The sequence below is a fragment of the Rhodoferax sp. RT5P35 genome, from assembly GCF_056521385.1.
In genome coordinates this window covers 143,420-159,836 of sequence record NZ_JBWMAX010000010.1, presented here as the reverse complement: position 1 = coordinate 159,836, position 16,417 = coordinate 143,420, and the positions used below count along the sequence as shown (strand labels likewise).

Below are 16,417 nucleotides of genomic sequence, written 5' to 3'. Positions count from 1 at the left end.
CCTGCGGGGTTGTTAGCCGTGGACCTTGGGAATGCTGCCGTCCTGCTGGGCTTGCACCAGTTCTGCACGCACCTGGCCTACGGTTTTGCCCGGGTGGGTGTTGACGATGACCGGATATTTTTTATCGTCCTGGATCAACGACAGCGAGCCGTCCTGGTAGGCCCGTGCCAATTCGGCCTGGACCTGCGCGCGGGTCACGGTGCTGGCTGCCGCAGGGCTGGCCTGCGTGCTGCGGCCATAAGAGTCCGCAAAAGCATTGCCCGTGGCCACAGAGGCCAGGGCAATCAAGGAAGAGGCTAAAAATTGGGTGGTACGCATGGTGGTGTCTTTCAAAGTCAGTGCATAAACAATCTAAACAATCGCAGCAGGAGCCCCTGGCGCGGCCATGGTGGCTGCGCTGGAGGTCGGGCATCAGGCTGATCGCCCTGCCCCTCCTGTGTGGAATAGATCGGTATGGTTGACCGGCTTTAAATAGCGTCCCAAGGAACCACTGTGTTGCGGCGAAAGCAACAATCGTTGGCCGCGGCCAGCGTACCAATCAGCCCAGGTTCTCGGCAAAAAACGCCAGCGAGCGCTCCAGTGCCAGCGCCGCCGCCGGTGCGTCATAGGCTCCGCGCTGGTCGCAGTTGAAGCCGTGGTCGGCCGGGTACAGGCGCACATCTACCGCCAGGTGGGCCTGGGCAAAAGCACGCACCGTGTCCAGCGCAATGCCATGGTCGCGCTCGCCAAAATGCGACAGCACCGGCACCCGGGGCGTGCGGGCCACTTCGGCCGCCACCGTCATGCCGCCGCCGTAATACGTCACCGCAGCCGCCAGGCCCTGCACCAGGCAGGCCGCGCGCCAGCTCAACAAGCCACCCCAGCAGTAGCCCACCGTGCCGACCTTGCCCGCCTGGGCCGTGGCATAGGCCACAGCGGCCTGCACGTCCAGCATCAGCGTGGGCACGCCCAGCGCTTCGGCCGCAGCTTTCAGGGCGATACCGGCCTGTACATCGTCTGCCGTGTAGCCCAAATCCACACCCGGCTGCACCCGGTGGAACATGGCCGGGGCCACGGCCAGATAGCCTGCGGCCGCATAGCCATCGGCCACCGAACGGATGTGGCTGTTGATGCCAAAAATTTCCTGCATGACCACCACCGCGCCCTTGGGCGTGCCGCTGGGTTGGGCCACGTAGGCAGGCAGGACAAAGCCATCGGCGGCAGTCAGGTCAATGAAAGAGGACATGGGGAAAACTCCTGAAAGGTGGTGTCAATAAGTCGGCGCAACTGTAAGCCGCAAACGTTAAGCTCCCCCCACTATGGACTTCAAACCCCTCATCACCCTGTTGGCCATCGTCAACCCGCTGGCCATCGTGCCGTTTTTCATCCACTACACGCAGAGCTTTTCGGACGCGCAGCGCAAGCGCACCATCTGGGTGTCGTCGTTCAGCGTGTTTGTGGTGATTGCGGTGAGCGCCCTGCTGGGCCTGCAGATTCTGGAGTTCTTCAACATCTCGCTGGCCAGCTTCCAGGTGGGTGGTGGCTTGCTGCTGATGACATCGTCACTGAACATGCTCAACGCCCAGCCCGCCGAGGCCAAGTCCAACGCCACCGAACTGCAAGACGCGTCCGAGCGCGCCGCTGTGGGGGCCAGCATTGCCGTAGTGCCGCTGGCCATTCCGCTTCTGACCGGCCCGGCCAGCATGTCCACCGTGGTGATTTATGCCGACAAGGCCAAGACCTTTTGGCAACTGGCCACCCTGGTCGGCTACGGCGTGGTGATCGGCCTGGCCACCGCCTTGTGCTTCGCGCTGGCCGGGCCCATTGCCCGTGTGCTGGGCAAAACCGGCATCAACGTGATGACCCGCCTGATGGGCCTGATCCTGGCCGCCCTGGCCGTGGAGGTGATGGCAGACGGTCTGCACAAGCTGTTTCCGGTGCTGGGGTAATACTACTATTTTCATAGCTGCTTGCGCAGGTAACATATGCGCTAGAGGCTGATTTTTTATAAATTTTATGCAACACACTTTTCGCCGTTTAGTCCCCCTGCTGCTGGCCTGCGCGCTCGCCCTGGGCGGCTGCTCCACATCGCTGCCCGAGGGCATCACGGCAGTTACGCCGTTCGATGCCACGCGCTACGCGGGCAAGTGGTTTGAGATTGCCCGGCTGGACCATTCGTTTGAACGCGGGCTGGACAACGTCAGCGCCCGCTACACCCTGCAACCGGATGGCAGCGTGCAAGTCATCAACCGGGGCTTCAGCAGCGAGAAAAACGCCTGGAAAGAGGCCGAGGGCGTGGCCAAGTTCACCGGCGACCCGCGTACCGCATCCCTCAAGGTGTCGTTCTTCGGCCCGTTCTACGGCGGCTACCACGTGGTGGCACTGGACCCGGCCTACCGCTGGGCGATGGTGGTGGGGGCCGACCGCAACTACGTGTGGATTCTGGCGCGCGACAAACAATTGCCCGCCGACATCCGCGCCCAGTTGCTGGCCAAGGCGCAGCAGCTGGGGCTGGCGGTAGACCAGTTGGTGTGGGTGGACCAGAGCCGCAACGACAGCTAGACGCGCGGCCCCATCCGCCCCACCAGACGGAACGCCACCCCCATCGCCAGCAAACCAAAAATCGCGGTGCCGATGGCCGCCCCGGCCAGCACGCCGACCGGACCGAATTGCGCGCCCCACCAGGCAAACGGGATGGTGCCCAGGGTGGCGCGGGCCCAGTTGAAGCCGGTGGACCACAGCGGCTTGCCCAGGTTATTGAACGCGGCATTGGCCACAAACAGCGCCCCGGCAAAGAAAAAGCTGGCGGCCAGCCAGGAGCAGAACATGTGGATCAGATGCGCTGCCTCGCCATGCGCGCTGAAAGCCCAAACCAGCGCGTTTTGCCCCAGCGCCAGCAGCAGCCAGGCGGTGCCCACCGCGATCACCATGAACAGCAGGCTGTCGCGCAGGCCCTGGCGCACCCGGTCGAAATGGCCCGCGCCCAGGTTTTGCGCCAGGATGGGGCCCACCGCGCCACTGAGCGCGTAGATCAGCCCAAACGCCACCGGGGTGACGCGGTCGATGATGGCCTGCCCGGCCACGGCCGACGCGCCAAACTGGGCAATGGAATGGGTCACGAACGCGGCACTGATGGGGGTGGCCAGGTTGGTCAATACCGCCGGGCCCGCCACGCCCGCCAGCAGCTTGGCATCTGCGCCCAAGGCCGACCGGTCCCAGCGGCCCAGCAAACCGTGGCGCAACACGCCGCGCAAGCCCACCGCCGCCAAAATGCTGCGCGACACCACCGACGTAGCCGCCGCGCCGTCCAGCCCCATGTGCAGGCCGAAGATCAAAATCGGGTCCAGCACGGCCGTCACTACCGCAGCCCCCAGCGTCACTGCCATGGCCCCGCGCGCGTCGCCCACCGAGCGCATCAGCGCTGAGCAGGCCATGCCGATCCCCAGCAGCGGCAGCGAATGCACGGTGACGCTGAGGTAGCGCACGGCCAGGCGTTCGGTCTCGCCGGTGGCACCCAGGGCCTCTAGCAGCGGGTGCAGAAACGGTGCGGTACCGCTGCCGATGAGAGCGGCCAGCAGCGCCATCAGCAGCAGGCTGGAGGTGGCCAGACGCTTGGCATCCACCGCGCGGCCCGCGCCCACGGTGCGCGCCACCACCGCAGTGATGCCGATGGTCAGCCCGATGCACAGCGAGGCATGGAAGAAACCCACCACCCCCGCAAACCCCACCGCCGCCGCAATCGACTGCTGGCCCAGCTGGGAGATGTAGAACAGGTTGATCAGATCCACGATGAACACGGCCACCAGCCCGATGGCCGAGGTGGTGGACATCACCGCCACATGCCGGAACAATGGGCCTGTAACAAAACGTGGCGAAGCCGAGGGGGAAGCGGGGGAGGTCATGGGGGCCGATGGTACAAGCCCTATTACTATTAAAACAATAGCTACTTGCGCTAGTGCAATCTACGCAAAGTGCCAATTTCATTTAAAAGAACATCGCCATGACAAGCTTCCACTCCCGCCAGAAATCCCAAGATGCCCTGCTGGTGCGCCACCTCCACGCTTTCTTCGGCGCGCTGGAACCCCAGGCCATGGCGCTGCTGCGGCACAGCCTGGCCTGGGTGGAGATCAGCGGTGGCGACACCCTGCTGACCCAGGGCGCGGCGGGCGATGCGATGTACCTGGTGGTCAGCGGCCGACTGCGCGCCTTTGTGCAGTCCGAAGGCAGCAGCCCGCAGCGGGTGGGCGACATCGTGCGCGGCCAAGTGGTGGGCGAAATGAGCCTGTACACCGGCGAGCCGCGCGCCGCCACCGTGGTGGCCGTACGCGATGCGGTGCTGGCCCGGCTGGACCGCCCGGCCTTCCAGCGCCTGCTGGCCTGCAGCGCCCAGGTGTCCATGGCGTTCACCACGCAAATCATCCACCAGCTCAAAGACCGCAAACAGGCCACCCCCGCCGACAAACTGGTCACCATCGGCCTGCTGCCCATCACCACCGGCATCGCCCTGCCCGACTTTGCCGCCCAGCTGGCCGCCCAGCTCAAGCCCCTGGGCCGGGTGGGCGTGGTCAGCCGCCACGACATCGACCAGCGGCTGGAGCCACTGGGCCTGGGCCCGAGCGACAACACCGACAAGGAAACCCAGCGCCGCATTGCCATGCTGCTGGACGAAATCGAGGCCGAGCACGACTTTGTGCTGCTGCTGGCCGATGCCACGCCCACGGCCTGGACACAGCGCTGCTGCCGCCACTGCGATGAGCTACTGCTGCTGGCCGATGCCACCCAGCCGCCGGTGCTGCACCCCAGCGAGGTGCGGTTTTTAAGCAACCGCCCGCCGCTGACGGTGATTGCCGACATCCTGGTGCTGCTGCACCCCGCCAACCAACCCTCGCCGCGTGGCACCGCGGCCTGGCTGGCGCGGCGCCCCGTGGCCGGGCACATCCACATCCGCCCCGATTTGCCCCGCGACATGGCCCGGCTGGCCCGCATCCAGAGCCGCACCGCCGTGGGCCTGGTGCTGGCCGGTGGCGGCGCGCGCGGGCTGGCCCACCTGGGCGTGCTGCGTGCCCTGCAAGAACGCGGCATCGAGGTGGACTGGGTGGGCGGCACCAGCATCGGCGCGGTGATGGCCAGCTACGCCGCGTCCGACCAGCCGCTGGAAGTAGTGATGGCCAACGCCCGCCGCGCCTTTGCCACCAACCCCACCGGCGACTTCAACCTGTTTCCGGTGCTGTCGCTGATCAAGGGCCTGCGGCTCAAACGCATCCTGCGCACGGCGGTAGAAGAACTGGTGGGCTTTGACGCCGACATCGAAGACCTGTGGAAAAACTTTTTCTGCGTGGCCACCAATTTCTCCACCGCCAGCGAGCAGCGCCTGCAGCACGGCAACCTGGCCCACGCGCTGCTGGCCAGCACCTCCATCCCCGGTGCGCTGCCGCCGGTGGCGCACGGCGGCGACCTGCTGTGCGACGGCGGCAGCTTCAACAACTTCCCGGTGGACGTGATGCGCAGCATGCGCGGCGTGGGCCGGGTGATCGGCGTAGACCTGAACATCCGTACCCCCGTGCGGGTGGACTTTGAGGACATGCCAGGCAGCTGGGCCCTGCTGCGCGACCGCCTGCGCCCGCTGGCCCAGCGCCGGTACCGCCTACCGTCGCTGCCCAGCTACCTGCAGACGGTGACCATCCTGTACAGCATGTCGCGCCAGCACAGTGCCCAGCAGCTGTGCGACCTGTACTTCAACCCGCCGCTGACCCGCGTCGGCATGCTGCAATGGCGGCGGCTGGAAAACATCGTCCAGCGCGGCTATGCGCATGCCGTGCAGGTGCTTGACGAGTCGGGCCACCCCGCCTGACATTCCCGATCCGTAGGCCTATAGTGGTTCAACCGTCACAAGGAGTCCTCCATGCGCATGACCGACGAAGAATACTTTCGCAGTTGCGTTGCCAAAGAGCGGCAACTGGCCCATCTGCTGGGCCACCACCAAATCGAGGAATGCTACGAAACCGCAGGCACGCTGTGGGAGGGGCGCACCAAGCTGCCGCAGTGGAGCCGCCAATGGAGCGCCTGTGGCCCGCTGCTCATCGCCCACCGCATCGCGCTGCACTTTGGGGCCGACGCCGCCGGTGCCTGGGTGCAGGCTGGCAGCACCACCCAGCACCTGGCCGACCACCCGAACCCCGACCGCGCGGTGATGCTGGCTGTGGTCAAGGAAGTGGTGCGCCGACTTGAACATCCCAAGGAACTCCGGGCGGCCTAGCGAAGGCCGCAATTGCTGGGCGTTTATGCCGCTTTGCGGTGATTCAAAACCATAGCAAGCTATAAACTTTGACGCTATGAACACACCCGACCTGCGCCAAGAATCGCCCTGGAACGCCGAGCTGATGCTGCCCCGGGTGACCGACAACCCCAAGCTGCTGGAGCTGCAAATTCTGCTGGGCGGCCTGCAACTGGTGCTGAGCCGCGTACACCCCGCATTTGCCGCCAGCCGCTTCATCGCCACCCGGCAACTGGCCCTGCGCCTGACGCGCGGCATCGAGACCCTGAACCCGCACAAGGCCCACATGGGCAGCCTGGACCTGCAACAGGCCCTGACCGAGACCGAAAAAGCCCTGGACCCCGGCAGCCTGATGGTGCTGCGCAAGCTGCTGGCCCAAGCCCTGGCGAACGCGCACGACGAGGCCGACATCGGCCATGCCGATTTCACCTACAGCGACTTCATGGCCGAAGAACAGATGCTGGCGCACCGCCAAGTGGCGCACTGAAAACGGGTTTACGTTCTAAAACAGTGCGCACCAGAAAGGGTAAGTCCTAGTACTGGCCTTTGTGCATACGGATACAGTCTCGTCAACTTGCAGAGGGGCCCAGCGCTTCTCCCAGCGAGGGTCCGGGGAGACACCCAGCAGAATGATCAACAAATCTATTTAGACATCCGCTACGAGATGTTTTTGAAAAGCGCCGCTTAACCACGGCGCTTTTTCTTTTTGTGGCTGTTGCACACCCCCAGGCTACAGCGCAAGCGCTTTTCGCCAACCCCCTTGCAGGGGGCAACAGCAGCGGCCTGGCGGAGCCAGCTCCGCGCTGTTCACGAAGGGATGTCATTGCGTTGGTTTATGCTTTTAGGCCGCTTGCGCTTATTCCATCTGCAGTACATGCTCTTAAAACAAGAGCGGTTTTGAATGCGACAATCTTGGCATGGAACTTATTTTTGTGTCGCTGGCCTCGCTGCTGGCTGGTTTTGTGGATGCGATTGTGGGGGGCGGGGGTTTGATTTTGGTGCCTGCGCTGTTTGCCACTTTTCCTAGCGCCCACCCGGCCACGCTGTTTGGGGTCAACAAGGGGGCTTCCATCTGGGGCACGGGGTTTGCCACCTGGCAGTACAGCCGCAGGGTGCAGTTGCGCTGGCAAAGCCTGCTACCGGCAGCTGCGGCGGGTTTTGCCGGGGCGATGTTCGGGGCCTGGCTGGTGACGGTGGTGCCCAGCGACTTTTTGCGCAAGCTGTTGCCAGTGATTCTGCTGGCGGTGCTGATTTATACGCTGGCCAAGAAAGAGCTGGGCAAGGTGCACGCGCCGCGCTTTGGCGGCCTGCACGAGGCGTTGGTCGCCAGCGCGATTGGCCTGACCATCGGCTTTTACGACGGCTTTTTTGGCCCGGGCACGGGCAGCTTCTTTGTGTTCTTGATGGTGCGCTGGCTGGGCTACGACTTTTTGCACGCCTCGGCCTCGGCCAAGCTGCTGAACACCGCCACCAACCTGGCAGCGCTGATTTTGTTTGTCTCCACCGGCCACATCTGGTGGCACTTTGTGCTGCCCATGGCCATCGCCAACGTACTGGGCAGCGTGCTGGGTTCGCGCATGGCGCTGAAGCACGGCACCGGTTTCGTGCGCGTCGTCTTCATCGTGGTGGTGGGCGCGCTGATCCTGAAAACCGGCTACACCGCCTTTATCCAGTAGCTACACTTTGCTATAAATTAAATAGCTTATAGCGTAGGTGGAATAAGCGCTAGCGTCACTTTTTATTCGAAAATAGGCAACTACTCAGATCCCACGGAGCGCGGTAAACAATCCTTCCAGAAACACCGCAGAACTGGCTTTGCCAGGCTGCTGGTGTTGCCCCCTGCAAGGGGGTTGGCGAAAGATGCGAAGCACTGTAGCCTGGGGGTGCGTAAATTCAAACCCAAGGCTGATTTAATGCCTCTGTGGCAAGCACGCGCTGCACCGCCGGGCGCGCCAGCGCCGCCTGCAGGTACGGCCCCAGGTGCGGGTAGGTGCGCGCCGGGGCGCTGGTGAAGTTGCGGGTCCAGCGGCACAGCATCAGCGCATACGCGTCCAGCGCAGAATAGGTGGGGCCCAGCAGCCAGGGGCCGCCGTGGCGGGCCAGCTCGGCATCCAGTTGCGCCAGCAGGCCGCCCACGCGCAGCTCCGCCTGGGCTTGCACTTCGGCGGCACCGGTGGTGTTGCCGGGGTTCACCCAGCGGTGCGGGTAGAAGTAGGCGATCAGCGTGCTTTGCAGGGTGTTGGTCATCCAGACCAGCCACTTGTAGAAATGGGCGCGCTCTACCGTGCCGACCACCGGGGCCAAGCCCGCGGCGGGGTGGCTGTCGCACAGGTGCAGGCAGATGGCGGCGGACTCGAACAGCACCAGGTCGGCGTCGGTCAGCACCGGAATCAGGCCGTTGGGGTTGAGCGACAAGTAAGCGGGGGCCTTGTGTGCACCTGCGCTGGTGTCGACCAGCAGCAATTCAAACGGCAGGCCGATTTCTTCCAGCAAGATGTGCGGCGCCATGGCAGCGGTGCTGGGAGCGTAGTGGAGTTGCAGCATAGGTGGCAAAAAAGTTAGGGTGCCTGGCGGTGGTGCTGGCGGATGCCCCAGGTGGCCAAGCTTAAACCCAGCAGCGCCAACACCAGCAGCGGCAGCACCAGGCCCAACGGGCCCAACCCTGCGATGGCGTAGGCAAACACCGGCGGACCCAGGGTAGAACCCAGGTTGCCCATCTGCGCCACGGCCCCGGTGGCGCGGGCCTGCACTGGGTGCGCGTCGCTCAAATACGGCACCAGTGCAAACGACGACCCGCCAGCCAGGCCCACCAGCGCCATCAGCAGCAGGGCCACCGGCGCAATCGCAACGCCTTGCCACAGGCACACCCCCAGCGCCATCCCGGCAGCAGCCATGCCCGCAAACGCCAGGCGCACCAATCGCGCGGGCCGCAGCACAGACTGGGCCAGCCAGCCCGCCAAAAAATTGCCCCCAATGCTGAGCAGTGGCAGCACCACCGCCAGCCAGGCGCGGTCGGCCCCGTCCTGCTGCGGCAGGAAGGTCAGCAAGGCGATGGCGGTAGCGGTATAGAAGAAAAAACAGCAGCCCGGCAGCGCCGTAGCCCACTGGCTGTAAATGCCCACATGCAGTTGCGGCAGACTGGCCAGCGCGGGCCAGGGCTGGGTGGCGGCGCTGTCGCGGGGCAGCAGCCACAGCACGGCACAGCCCATCAACGCCATCGCCACCGCATGCACCGCCATCAAACCACCCAGTTGGAAATGCGCCAGCACCCAGCCCCCGCCCGCCGCGGTGAGTGCAAACGCCACCCCCACAAAGGTGCTCCACAGCCCCATGGCGATAGCGCGGTGCTGCGGCGCGCTGTGCTGCATGACCAGCGTGGGCGCGGCCACCACCACCGCCAGTTGCGACACGCCCTCTAACAGCCGCGTCAGCCACAGCAGGGGAAACGGCGGCACCAGCGACTGCACCAAAGCCAGCACCGCCCCCAGCCCCATGCCCACCAGCAGCAGGCGCCGGTAGCCGATGGCCGGAGCGCACAAGCCCATCGCCACGCCCAACACCAGCCCCACCATACCCACGGTGGACAAAATCCAGCCCATGGCCGCAGGCGTGGCCCCGTAGGTGGCCTGCAGGGCCTGGAAGGCGAAAGACACCTTGGAAAACTGCATCGCTGCCGCCACGCCGCACAGCCACAGGGTGAGGACGCGGGGCCAGTGGGTGGTGGATAGTGGAGCCATGTAAAAAGTAGAATTGCTCTTAAAAATATAGCTTCCAGTGCAAGTAGAACCTGCACCAGCAGCCTATTTTATGCCTGGGCCTTCGGCCACAGCCGCACCGCCAGGGCCAGCCCACCTGCCAAGGCCGCCAGGCCACACACACCCGGCCAGCCCCCTTGCGCCAGAGCCTGGCTGCCCAGCCAGGCTCCGCTGGCCATGCCGATGAACATGCTGCCCATTAATACCGCATTCAAGCGGCTGCGGGCGGAGGGCTCCAGGCTGTAGACGATGGTCTGGTGGGCGATCAGGCTGGCCTGCACGCCCAGGTCGAACACCACCGCACCCAGGGCGATCAGCCACAGCGGGCCACCAGCATCCATGCCGCCGATGGCCATGGCAATAAACGCGGCCACCACCAGGCCCGCACCAATGCGCGTCACCACCTCGGGGCCTTTGCGGTCGGCCACCTTGCCCGCCAGCGGCGCGGCCAGTGCACCAGCAGCCCCCGCCAGCCCAAAAGCGCCGGCAGCGGCACTGCCCAGATGGAAGGGCGCGGCATGCAGCATCACCGCCAGGGTGGACCAGAACGCGCTAAAGGCCACGCTCAGCAGGCCCTGGGCCAGGGCGGCGCGGCGCAAACCGGCGTGGCGCTGCAGCAGCGTGCCCAGGCTGGCCATCAGGGCCAGGTAAGGCATTTGCGTGGTCGGCACAAAGCGCGGCAGGCCGCGCCACACGGCCACGCCCAGCAAGGCGATGCTGAGGGCCGCCACCACGAACATGCTGCGCCAGCCCGCGTTCTCGGCCACAAAGCCCGACACCACGCGCGACAGCAAAATGCCCAGCAGCAGCCCGGTCATCACCGTGCCCACCGTCTTGCCGCGGCTGGCCTCCGGGGCCAACGTGGCGGCGGCGGGCACGATGTCTTGCGCCAAGGTGGCCGAGATGCCAATCGCCAGGCTGGCCGCCAGCAGCACGCCAATCGACGGTGCCGCCGCCGCGGTCAGCAGCGCAACACACAGAATGGCCGCCTTGCCCAGGATGATGCGGCGGCGGTCAAACCGGTCCCCCAGCGGGGCCAGCAGGATCAGGCCCAGCGCGTAGCCGAGTTGCGTCAACGTCGGCACCAGCCCGATGGCGACCGGCGAGGCCTGGAACTCTCCCGCCAGCACGCCCAGCATGGGCTGGCTGTAGTACAGCGCGGCAGCGGCCAGGCCCGCACCTGCGGCCAACAGCAGCACCAGTGCGCCGGGCATGGCAGCGGGTTGGTTATGCGTCATAACGGTAGAAGACATGGTGTAAACCCTCAAATTGTCGAATGCCGCGAGTGTCCTTGTTCTTTACAAACTTGGGAACGCCCACGCTAAGCACAATGCCTATACGCTATACGCATGAAGACCACCCCTGACCGCATCGAACTGATGCAAACCTTTGTGCGCATCGTCGAGGCGGGCAGCCTGTCGGCGGCGGCGCTGCAGATGGGCGCTACCCAGCCCACGGTGAGCCGCCGTTTGCAGGCGCTGGAGCGCTCGCTGGGCATCAAACTGTTGCAGCGCTCTACCCATGCCATGCAACTCACCGAAGACGGCAGCCGCTGCTTCGCCCGTGCCAAGGAGCTGCTGGGCCGCTGGGATGCCTTCGAGGCCGACCTGCGCGGCAGCCAGGATGTGCCCGAGGGCACGCTGCGGGTGATGGCGCCGCACGCCTTTGGCCAGCAGCAGCTCATCACCCCGCTGGCCGAGTATCTGCGCCGCTACCCCCGGGTGGCGGTGGAATGGCTGCTGCACGATGGCACGCCCAACTTCATTGCCGATGGCATCGACTGCGCCATCCACGTCGGCGCGGTGGACGACCCGACTGTGGTATCGGTGAAGCTGGCCGAGATTCCGCGCATCGTGGTGGCCGCCCCCAGCCTGCTGGGCGATGGCCTGCGGCCCAACCTCCCTACCCATGCTGACGACCTGGCCACCCTGCCCTGGCTGGCCTTGCGCACCTTCTACCGCAACGAAATCACCCTGCAGCACCGCAGCGGCGCGCAACACCGCCTGGCGCTGCAGCCGCGCATCAGCACCGACAGCCTGTTTGCGATGCGCAATGCCGCGCTGATGGGCCTGGGCGTGTGCGTCGCCTCTGCCTGGGCGGTGGCCGACGACGTGGCCAACGGCACGCTGGTGCACCTGCTGCCCGAATGGCACGCCGCCCCGCTGCCGATGGTGTTGCTCTACCCCTACGCCCAGTTTTATCCGGCCAAGCTGCGGCGCTTTGCCGAAGTGCTGCGCGCCGCCCTGCACCACGGCTTGGAGCCCGCGTGAGCGCAGAGCCTCGCGTCCTCAAGATATAGCGCGCTCCTCCTACATGCTTGTCACACGTGCAGGTCTAAGCTACTTGCTTTTTGGGAGCTACACACATGCAAATCACCGCCACCTGTACCCTGTCGGTGCACAACGCTGCCGACTGCCCCCTGGTCGCCATGCTGCGGGCCTGCCAGGGCGAGGCCCAGCAAATCCTGCAGGAAAACTTCGACGTGCAGCCCTGGGTGCCGCGGTTTGACTACACCGATGTGTACGGCAACCTGTGCCAGCGCATGGTGCTGCAGCCTGGCCACACGCAGATGGCCTTGTCGGTGACCGCCGAGGTGGATGCCAACATTGCCACCGCCCCGCAAGCCGCCCCCACCCCCATGCAAATGCTGCCCGACAACGTGCTGCTGTACCTGCTGCAAAGCCGCTACTGCCCGTCGGACAAGATGGCCGAGCGGGCGCTGGGCATTGTGGGCAACGTGGCACCCGGCTACGACCAGGCAGAAGCCATCCGCGCCTGGATCCATAACAACCTCACCTACCAGTACGGCGTAAGCAGCGCTACCACCGATGCCATGGACACGCTGTCCCAGGGCGCAGGCGTGTGCCGCGACTTTGCGCATGTGGGTATCGCCCTGTGCCGCAGCCTGCGCCTGCCCGCGCGCATTGTCGTGGGCTACCTGTACGGGCTGGACCCGATGGACCTGCACGCCTGGTTCGAGGTCTTTGTGGGTGGCCGCTGGTACACCTTTGATGCCACCCAGAGCCAGCCGCGCGGCGGGCGCATCGTGCTGGCCTACGGGCGCGACGCGGCGGATGTGGCGTTTATCTCCGACTACGGCAGCGCGCCGCTGCAGATCCAGAACATGCAGGTGACGGTGAACCTGGCACCTACCTAACTTTTTACTCCGGCAAGACGAGCGCGTCGCCACGGGTTTTCTGGTCGTGCAGCTTGTGCAGCAGGTCGTCGATTTTGCGGGTGAGTTTGTCGGCCGCGCCATCGACCGCCTTGTGCAGGGTGTCGGCATGGTGGGTTACGGCCACGGGCGGACGGCCTTCCAGGCGGGCTTCGAGCATGCAGCGCTTGTCTTGGTGGCCGTTTTTGTCGCTGTTTTCGTCGCTCAGGTGCACTTCGACGCGGGTGATGTGCGGGCTGAGCCGGGCCAGCGCGTGCTGCACCACCCCGGTAACGTGGGCTGCCAGGCCTTCATGGCCTTCGATGTTGTGGTCGGTGTTGAACTGGATCTGCATAAGAGTCTCCTTGTGGTGAATAGGGGCAGAGCGCCGATGCTGCCAGGGTCGCTATGTTGCGACGGCTACTGGATAGAGACCAAGGTAGGGCGCTGAGTTCCCTCAGCCCATTATGCGCGCTCTGTTTTTTATAGCTAGCAGCGTATGTAATGCATAGCCAAACTGCACTTTTTGCTTAAATTTCTCTCCGCCCTACTTCGCGTCGTTGTACACCGTGGCGCGCGATACGCCCAGGTGGGCGGCAGCGATTTCGGCACCCCGGCGGATGTCCAAGTAGCCCGCGCGTTTGATGTCTTGCACCAACTGTTTGCGGTCGGCGGACTTGAGCGCGCGGGAGGTGGTGGCCCGGGCGGCGGCAAAGTCGTCGATGGTTTGCCGGATGCGGTCGGCATTGGCCGCGTCCAGGGTTTCCGCCACCGCGCTGGACTCGGTGGCCATGAACTGCGCCATCGCCGCCTGGATGCCACCAAACAAGGTCAGGTCCACGTTCAGGCACAACGCGGCCACGTACTCGCCCGCTTCGTTCTTGATGCCGATGGAGGTGCTTTTGACCTTGCGCCCGTCGGCAAACTGGTTGGCATAGTTGGCAATCACCGCCGGGTACTGCGGGTCCTGGATGCGGGCCAGGCCCAACTCGGTGGCTGGCAGTCCGATGCCGCGCCCGCTGAGGTTGTTTTCAATCGCCAGGATGGCGTTCTTGGGGTGCGTCAGGTCGTGCACCACCACCTCGCAAAACGGCGCAAAGGTTTTGCCCAGGCCTTCGGCGATTTGCTGGAGCTGGGAGAACAGGTGCTGGTTGGATTTTTTGGCCATGCGTGTCGCGTCTGAAATCCAGACAAATTGTCTAGTTCCGGATCGTATCCCACGGGCGAAGACCATCACCACCCGTAAATAATTGACTATTTGTCTAGTATTGGATATATTTTCCAAAACACAGAGAAATAGACACCATGGCCCCCGACCTGTTGCTGCTGGACGACCCTACCGTCCAGGCCCTGCTCACCCATACCGAGACCCTGCGCTGCGTGCGCCAGGCGTTTGAAGCCCACAGCGCCCGCACCGGGCGGGTGTTTCCGCTGGTGCGTGAACGCGTGGCGCAGGCCGACGGCCACAGCGCGGTGTTCGGCATCAAGTCGGGCGACATCGCCACGGCCCAGGTGCTGGGCCTGAAGATCGCAGGCTTCTGGCCCGGCAACCGTGCGCGCGGCAAGGATGCGCACCAGGCGACGATTGTGCTGATCGACCCGGCCACCGGCCGCCCGCGCGCAGTGTTTGACGGCAACCACGTCACCGCCATGCGCACCGGGGCCGCCGGGGGCTTGGGCATCCAGCTGCTGGCCCGCGAAGACAGCCGCCGCCTGTGCGTGTTCGGCACCGGGGTGCAGGCGCAGATCCAGCTCGACTACGCCCTGCGGGTGCGGCCCGCGCTGCGCCAGGTGCTGTACGTGACGGCGGGCGGCCAAGCCCATGCCGCGTTTGAAAACGCGTTTGCCGACCGCTGCGCCATCGCCCACGCCGTGGATGCCGATGCCGCCGTGGCCCAGGCCGACATCGTCATTACCGCCACGCCCAGCACCCAGGCCCTGTTCTCGCGGCAGGCCGTGCAGCCTGGCACCCACATCAACGCCGTGGGGGCCGACACCCAGGGCAAGCGCGAACTGCCCACCGGGCTGCTGGATGCCGCCTTGCTGGTGGTGGACGACATGGCCCAGGCCCGCAGCGTGGGCGAATCGCAGTGGTCGCCCGCGTGCGCCATGGCCGAGATCGGCGCACTGCTGCTCGGCCCTGCGCCCTGGGTGCGCCCGGCCGGTGCCATCACGGTATTCGACATGACCGGCATCGCCCTGCAAGACCTGACCGTGGCCGAGTCGCTGTACCACAGCGCCACCACCCAAGCCCGCGGCCAGCGCCTGCACTGGCCCTGGTGACGGCCACCGCACCCCATATTTCTTTGCTATCCACCATCCCCAGGAGTTGTATGTTGACCAAAATGGCTTACGCGGCCTTTGCCGCCTGTTCACTCGCGCTCGGGGCCAACGCAGCCCATGCCGACACCCTGCAAAAAATCACCGAAACGCAGCGCATCGTCGTCGGCGTGCGCGATGCCGCAGCCCCCTTGTCGTACACCACCGGCGACGGCAAATATGTGGGCTACCAAGTGGAGCTGTGCGAGCGGGCCATCGCCGGCATCCGCCGCAAGCTCAAGCTGCCCGAGTTGGCCATCCACTACCAGCCCGTGACTTCGGCCAACCGCATGGCCCTGGTGCAAAACGGCACGGTGGATGTGGAGTGCGGCACCACCACCAACAACCTGGTGCGCCAAAAAGAGGTGGCCTTTGCCGTGACCACCTTCGTCACCGAAGTGCGCATCGCCGTCAACGCCAAGTCGGGCATCCAGTCGGTGGCCCAGCTCGCGGGTACCACCGTGGCCACCACCTCTGGCTCCACCGCCGTCAAAACCCTGCGCCAGCAAAAACGGGCGGCCGGGCTGGACTTCAAAGAGGTATTCGGCAAGGACCACGGCGACACCTTCATGCTGCTGGAATCCGGCCGCGCCGATGCCATGGTGGAAGACGACAACGTGCTGGCGGGCAATATCGCCCTGTCCAAAACCCCGCAAAACTTCAGGCTGCTGGGTGAGGTGCTGGCGGTAGAGCCCATCGCCATCATGTTCCGCAAGGACGACCAGGCGTTCAAACAGGCGATGGATGCCGAAATCACCGCAATGATGCGCTCCGGCGAACTGGCCAAAATCTACCAACGCTGGCTGGTGGATGCCATCCCGCCGCGTGGCATTGCCATGCACCTGGCGATGAGCACCAGCCTGCAGGCGCTGGTGGCACGCCCCAACGACAACCCGGCCGAGAGCTATGAAGCCAAATGACGCGCAATAAAGGAAC

18 protein-coding genes are annotated in these 16,417 nt (G+C 65.1%); 10 read left to right on the top strand and 8 right to left on the bottom strand.

Annotation, left to right across the window (positions count from 1 at the left end; translation table 11 throughout):
* Positions 1-12: 12 nt before the first annotated feature.
* Positions 13-318, bottom strand: a complete 306-nt coding sequence (locus AC097L_RS16960; RefSeq protein WP_479587710.1) for a DUF4148 domain-containing protein — start codon at positions 316-318, stop codon at positions 13-15.
* A 220-nt stretch (positions 319-538) separates the two neighbouring features.
* The gene (locus AC097L_RS16955; protein ID WP_479587709.1) at positions 539-1,225 is read right to left on the bottom strand and encodes a dienelactone hydrolase family protein; all 687 of its coding nucleotides are present in this window, start codon (positions 1,223-1,225) and stop codon (positions 539-541) included.
* A gap of 73 nt (positions 1,226-1,298) precedes the next feature.
* Between AC097L_RS16955 and AC097L_RS16950 the strand changes: the two genes are divergently transcribed.
* Positions 1,299-1,928: a MarC family protein gene (locus AC097L_RS16950; protein ID WP_479587708.1), complete on the top strand. Its 630-nt coding sequence runs from the start codon at positions 1,299-1,301 to the stop codon at positions 1,926-1,928.
* A gap of 67 nt (positions 1,929-1,995) precedes the next feature.
* Positions 1,996-2,541: a lipocalin family protein gene (locus tag AC097L_RS16945; protein WP_479587707.1), complete on the top strand. Its 546-nt coding sequence runs from the start codon at positions 1,996-1,998 to the stop codon at positions 2,539-2,541.
* Here the strand turns inward: AC097L_RS16945 and AC097L_RS16940 are convergent.
* Positions 2,538-3,881, bottom strand: coding sequence for an MATE family efflux transporter (locus tag AC097L_RS16940; protein WP_479587706.1), 1,344 nt, complete (start codon positions 3,879-3,881; stop codon positions 2,538-2,540). The genes AC097L_RS16945 and AC097L_RS16940 overlap by 4 nt on opposite strands.
* A 98-nt stretch (positions 3,882-3,979) precedes the next feature.
* Between AC097L_RS16940 and AC097L_RS16935 the strand changes: the two genes are divergently transcribed.
* The 4 genes from AC097L_RS16935 (at position 3,980) to AC097L_RS16920 (ending at position 7,929) form a co-directional block, all read left to right on the top strand.
* Positions 3,980-5,830, top strand: a complete 1,851-nt coding sequence (locus AC097L_RS16935) for a patatin-like phospholipase family protein (protein WP_479587705.1) — start codon at positions 3,980-3,982, stop codon at positions 5,828-5,830.
* 51 nt (positions 5,831-5,881) lie between these two features.
* Entirely contained in the window at positions 5,882-6,235 is a 354-nt protein-coding gene (locus AC097L_RS16930) for an aminoacyl-tRNA synthetase (protein WP_479587704.1), read from the top strand.
* A 76-nt stretch (positions 6,236-6,311) separates the two neighbouring features.
* Entirely contained in the window at positions 6,312-6,740 is a 429-nt protein-coding gene (locus AC097L_RS16925; RefSeq protein ID WP_479587703.1) for a hypothetical protein, read from the top strand.
* Positions 6,741-7,170: 430 nt separating this feature from the next.
* Entirely contained in the window at positions 7,171-7,929 is a 759-nt protein-coding gene (locus AC097L_RS16920; protein WP_479587702.1) for a sulfite exporter TauE/SafE family protein, read from the top strand.
* A 217-nt stretch (positions 7,930-8,146) separates the two neighbouring features.
* On the opposite strand, the gene AC097L_RS16915 is transcribed toward AC097L_RS16920, so the two are convergent.
* The 3 genes from AC097L_RS16915 to AC097L_RS16905 all read right to left on the bottom strand — a co-directional run bounded on the left by AC097L_RS16915 (position 8,147) and on the right by AC097L_RS16905 (position 11,261).
* Entirely contained in the window at positions 8,147-8,797 is a 651-nt protein-coding gene (locus tag AC097L_RS16915) for a glutathione S-transferase family protein (RefSeq protein ID WP_479587701.1), read from the bottom strand.
* A gap of 14 nt (positions 8,798-8,811) precedes the next feature.
* A complete protein-coding gene (locus tag AC097L_RS16910) occupies positions 8,812-9,990 on the bottom strand; it encodes an MFS transporter (RefSeq protein WP_479587700.1) in 1,179 nt (392 codons plus the stop codon).
* Between the two features lie 68 nt (positions 9,991-10,058).
* Positions 10,059-11,261, bottom strand: a complete 1,203-nt coding sequence (locus tag AC097L_RS16905) for an MFS transporter (RefSeq protein WP_479587699.1) — start codon at positions 11,259-11,261, stop codon at positions 10,059-10,061.
* Between the two features lie 96 nt (positions 11,262-11,357).
* Between AC097L_RS16905 and AC097L_RS16900 the strand changes: the two genes are divergently transcribed.
* The gene (locus AC097L_RS16900) at positions 11,358-12,278 is read left to right on the top strand and encodes a LysR family transcriptional regulator (protein WP_479587698.1); all 921 of its coding nucleotides are present in this window, start codon (positions 11,358-11,360) and stop codon (positions 12,276-12,278) included.
* Between the two features lie 95 nt (positions 12,279-12,373).
* Positions 12,374-13,165, top strand: coding sequence for a transglutaminase domain-containing protein (locus AC097L_RS16895; RefSeq protein ID WP_479587697.1), 792 nt, complete (start codon positions 12,374-12,376; stop codon positions 13,163-13,165).
* 4 nt (positions 13,166-13,169) lie between these two features.
* Here the strand turns inward: AC097L_RS16895 and AC097L_RS16890 are convergent, their stop codons facing one another.
* Entirely contained in the window at positions 13,170-13,517 is a 348-nt protein-coding gene (locus tag AC097L_RS16890) for an HPF/RaiA family ribosome-associated protein (protein ID WP_479587696.1), read from the bottom strand.
* A 192-nt stretch (positions 13,518-13,709) separates the two neighbouring features.
* A complete protein-coding gene (locus AC097L_RS16885; RefSeq protein ID WP_479587695.1) occupies positions 13,710-14,330 on the bottom strand; it encodes a helix-turn-helix transcriptional regulator in 621 nt (206 codons plus the stop codon).
* 137 nt (positions 14,331-14,467) lie between these two features.
* On the opposite strand from AC097L_RS16885, the gene AC097L_RS16880 reads away from it, so the two are divergent.
* Positions 14,468-15,445, top strand: a complete 978-nt coding sequence (locus tag AC097L_RS16880; protein ID WP_479587694.1) for an ornithine cyclodeaminase family protein — start codon at positions 14,468-14,470, stop codon at positions 15,443-15,445.
* Between the two features lie 50 nt (positions 15,446-15,495).
* Positions 15,496-16,401, top strand: a complete 906-nt coding sequence (locus AC097L_RS16875; RefSeq protein WP_479587693.1) for an amino acid ABC transporter substrate-binding protein — start codon at positions 15,496-15,498, stop codon at positions 16,399-16,401.
* The last annotated feature ends 16 nt before the right edge of the window (positions 16,402-16,417 follow it).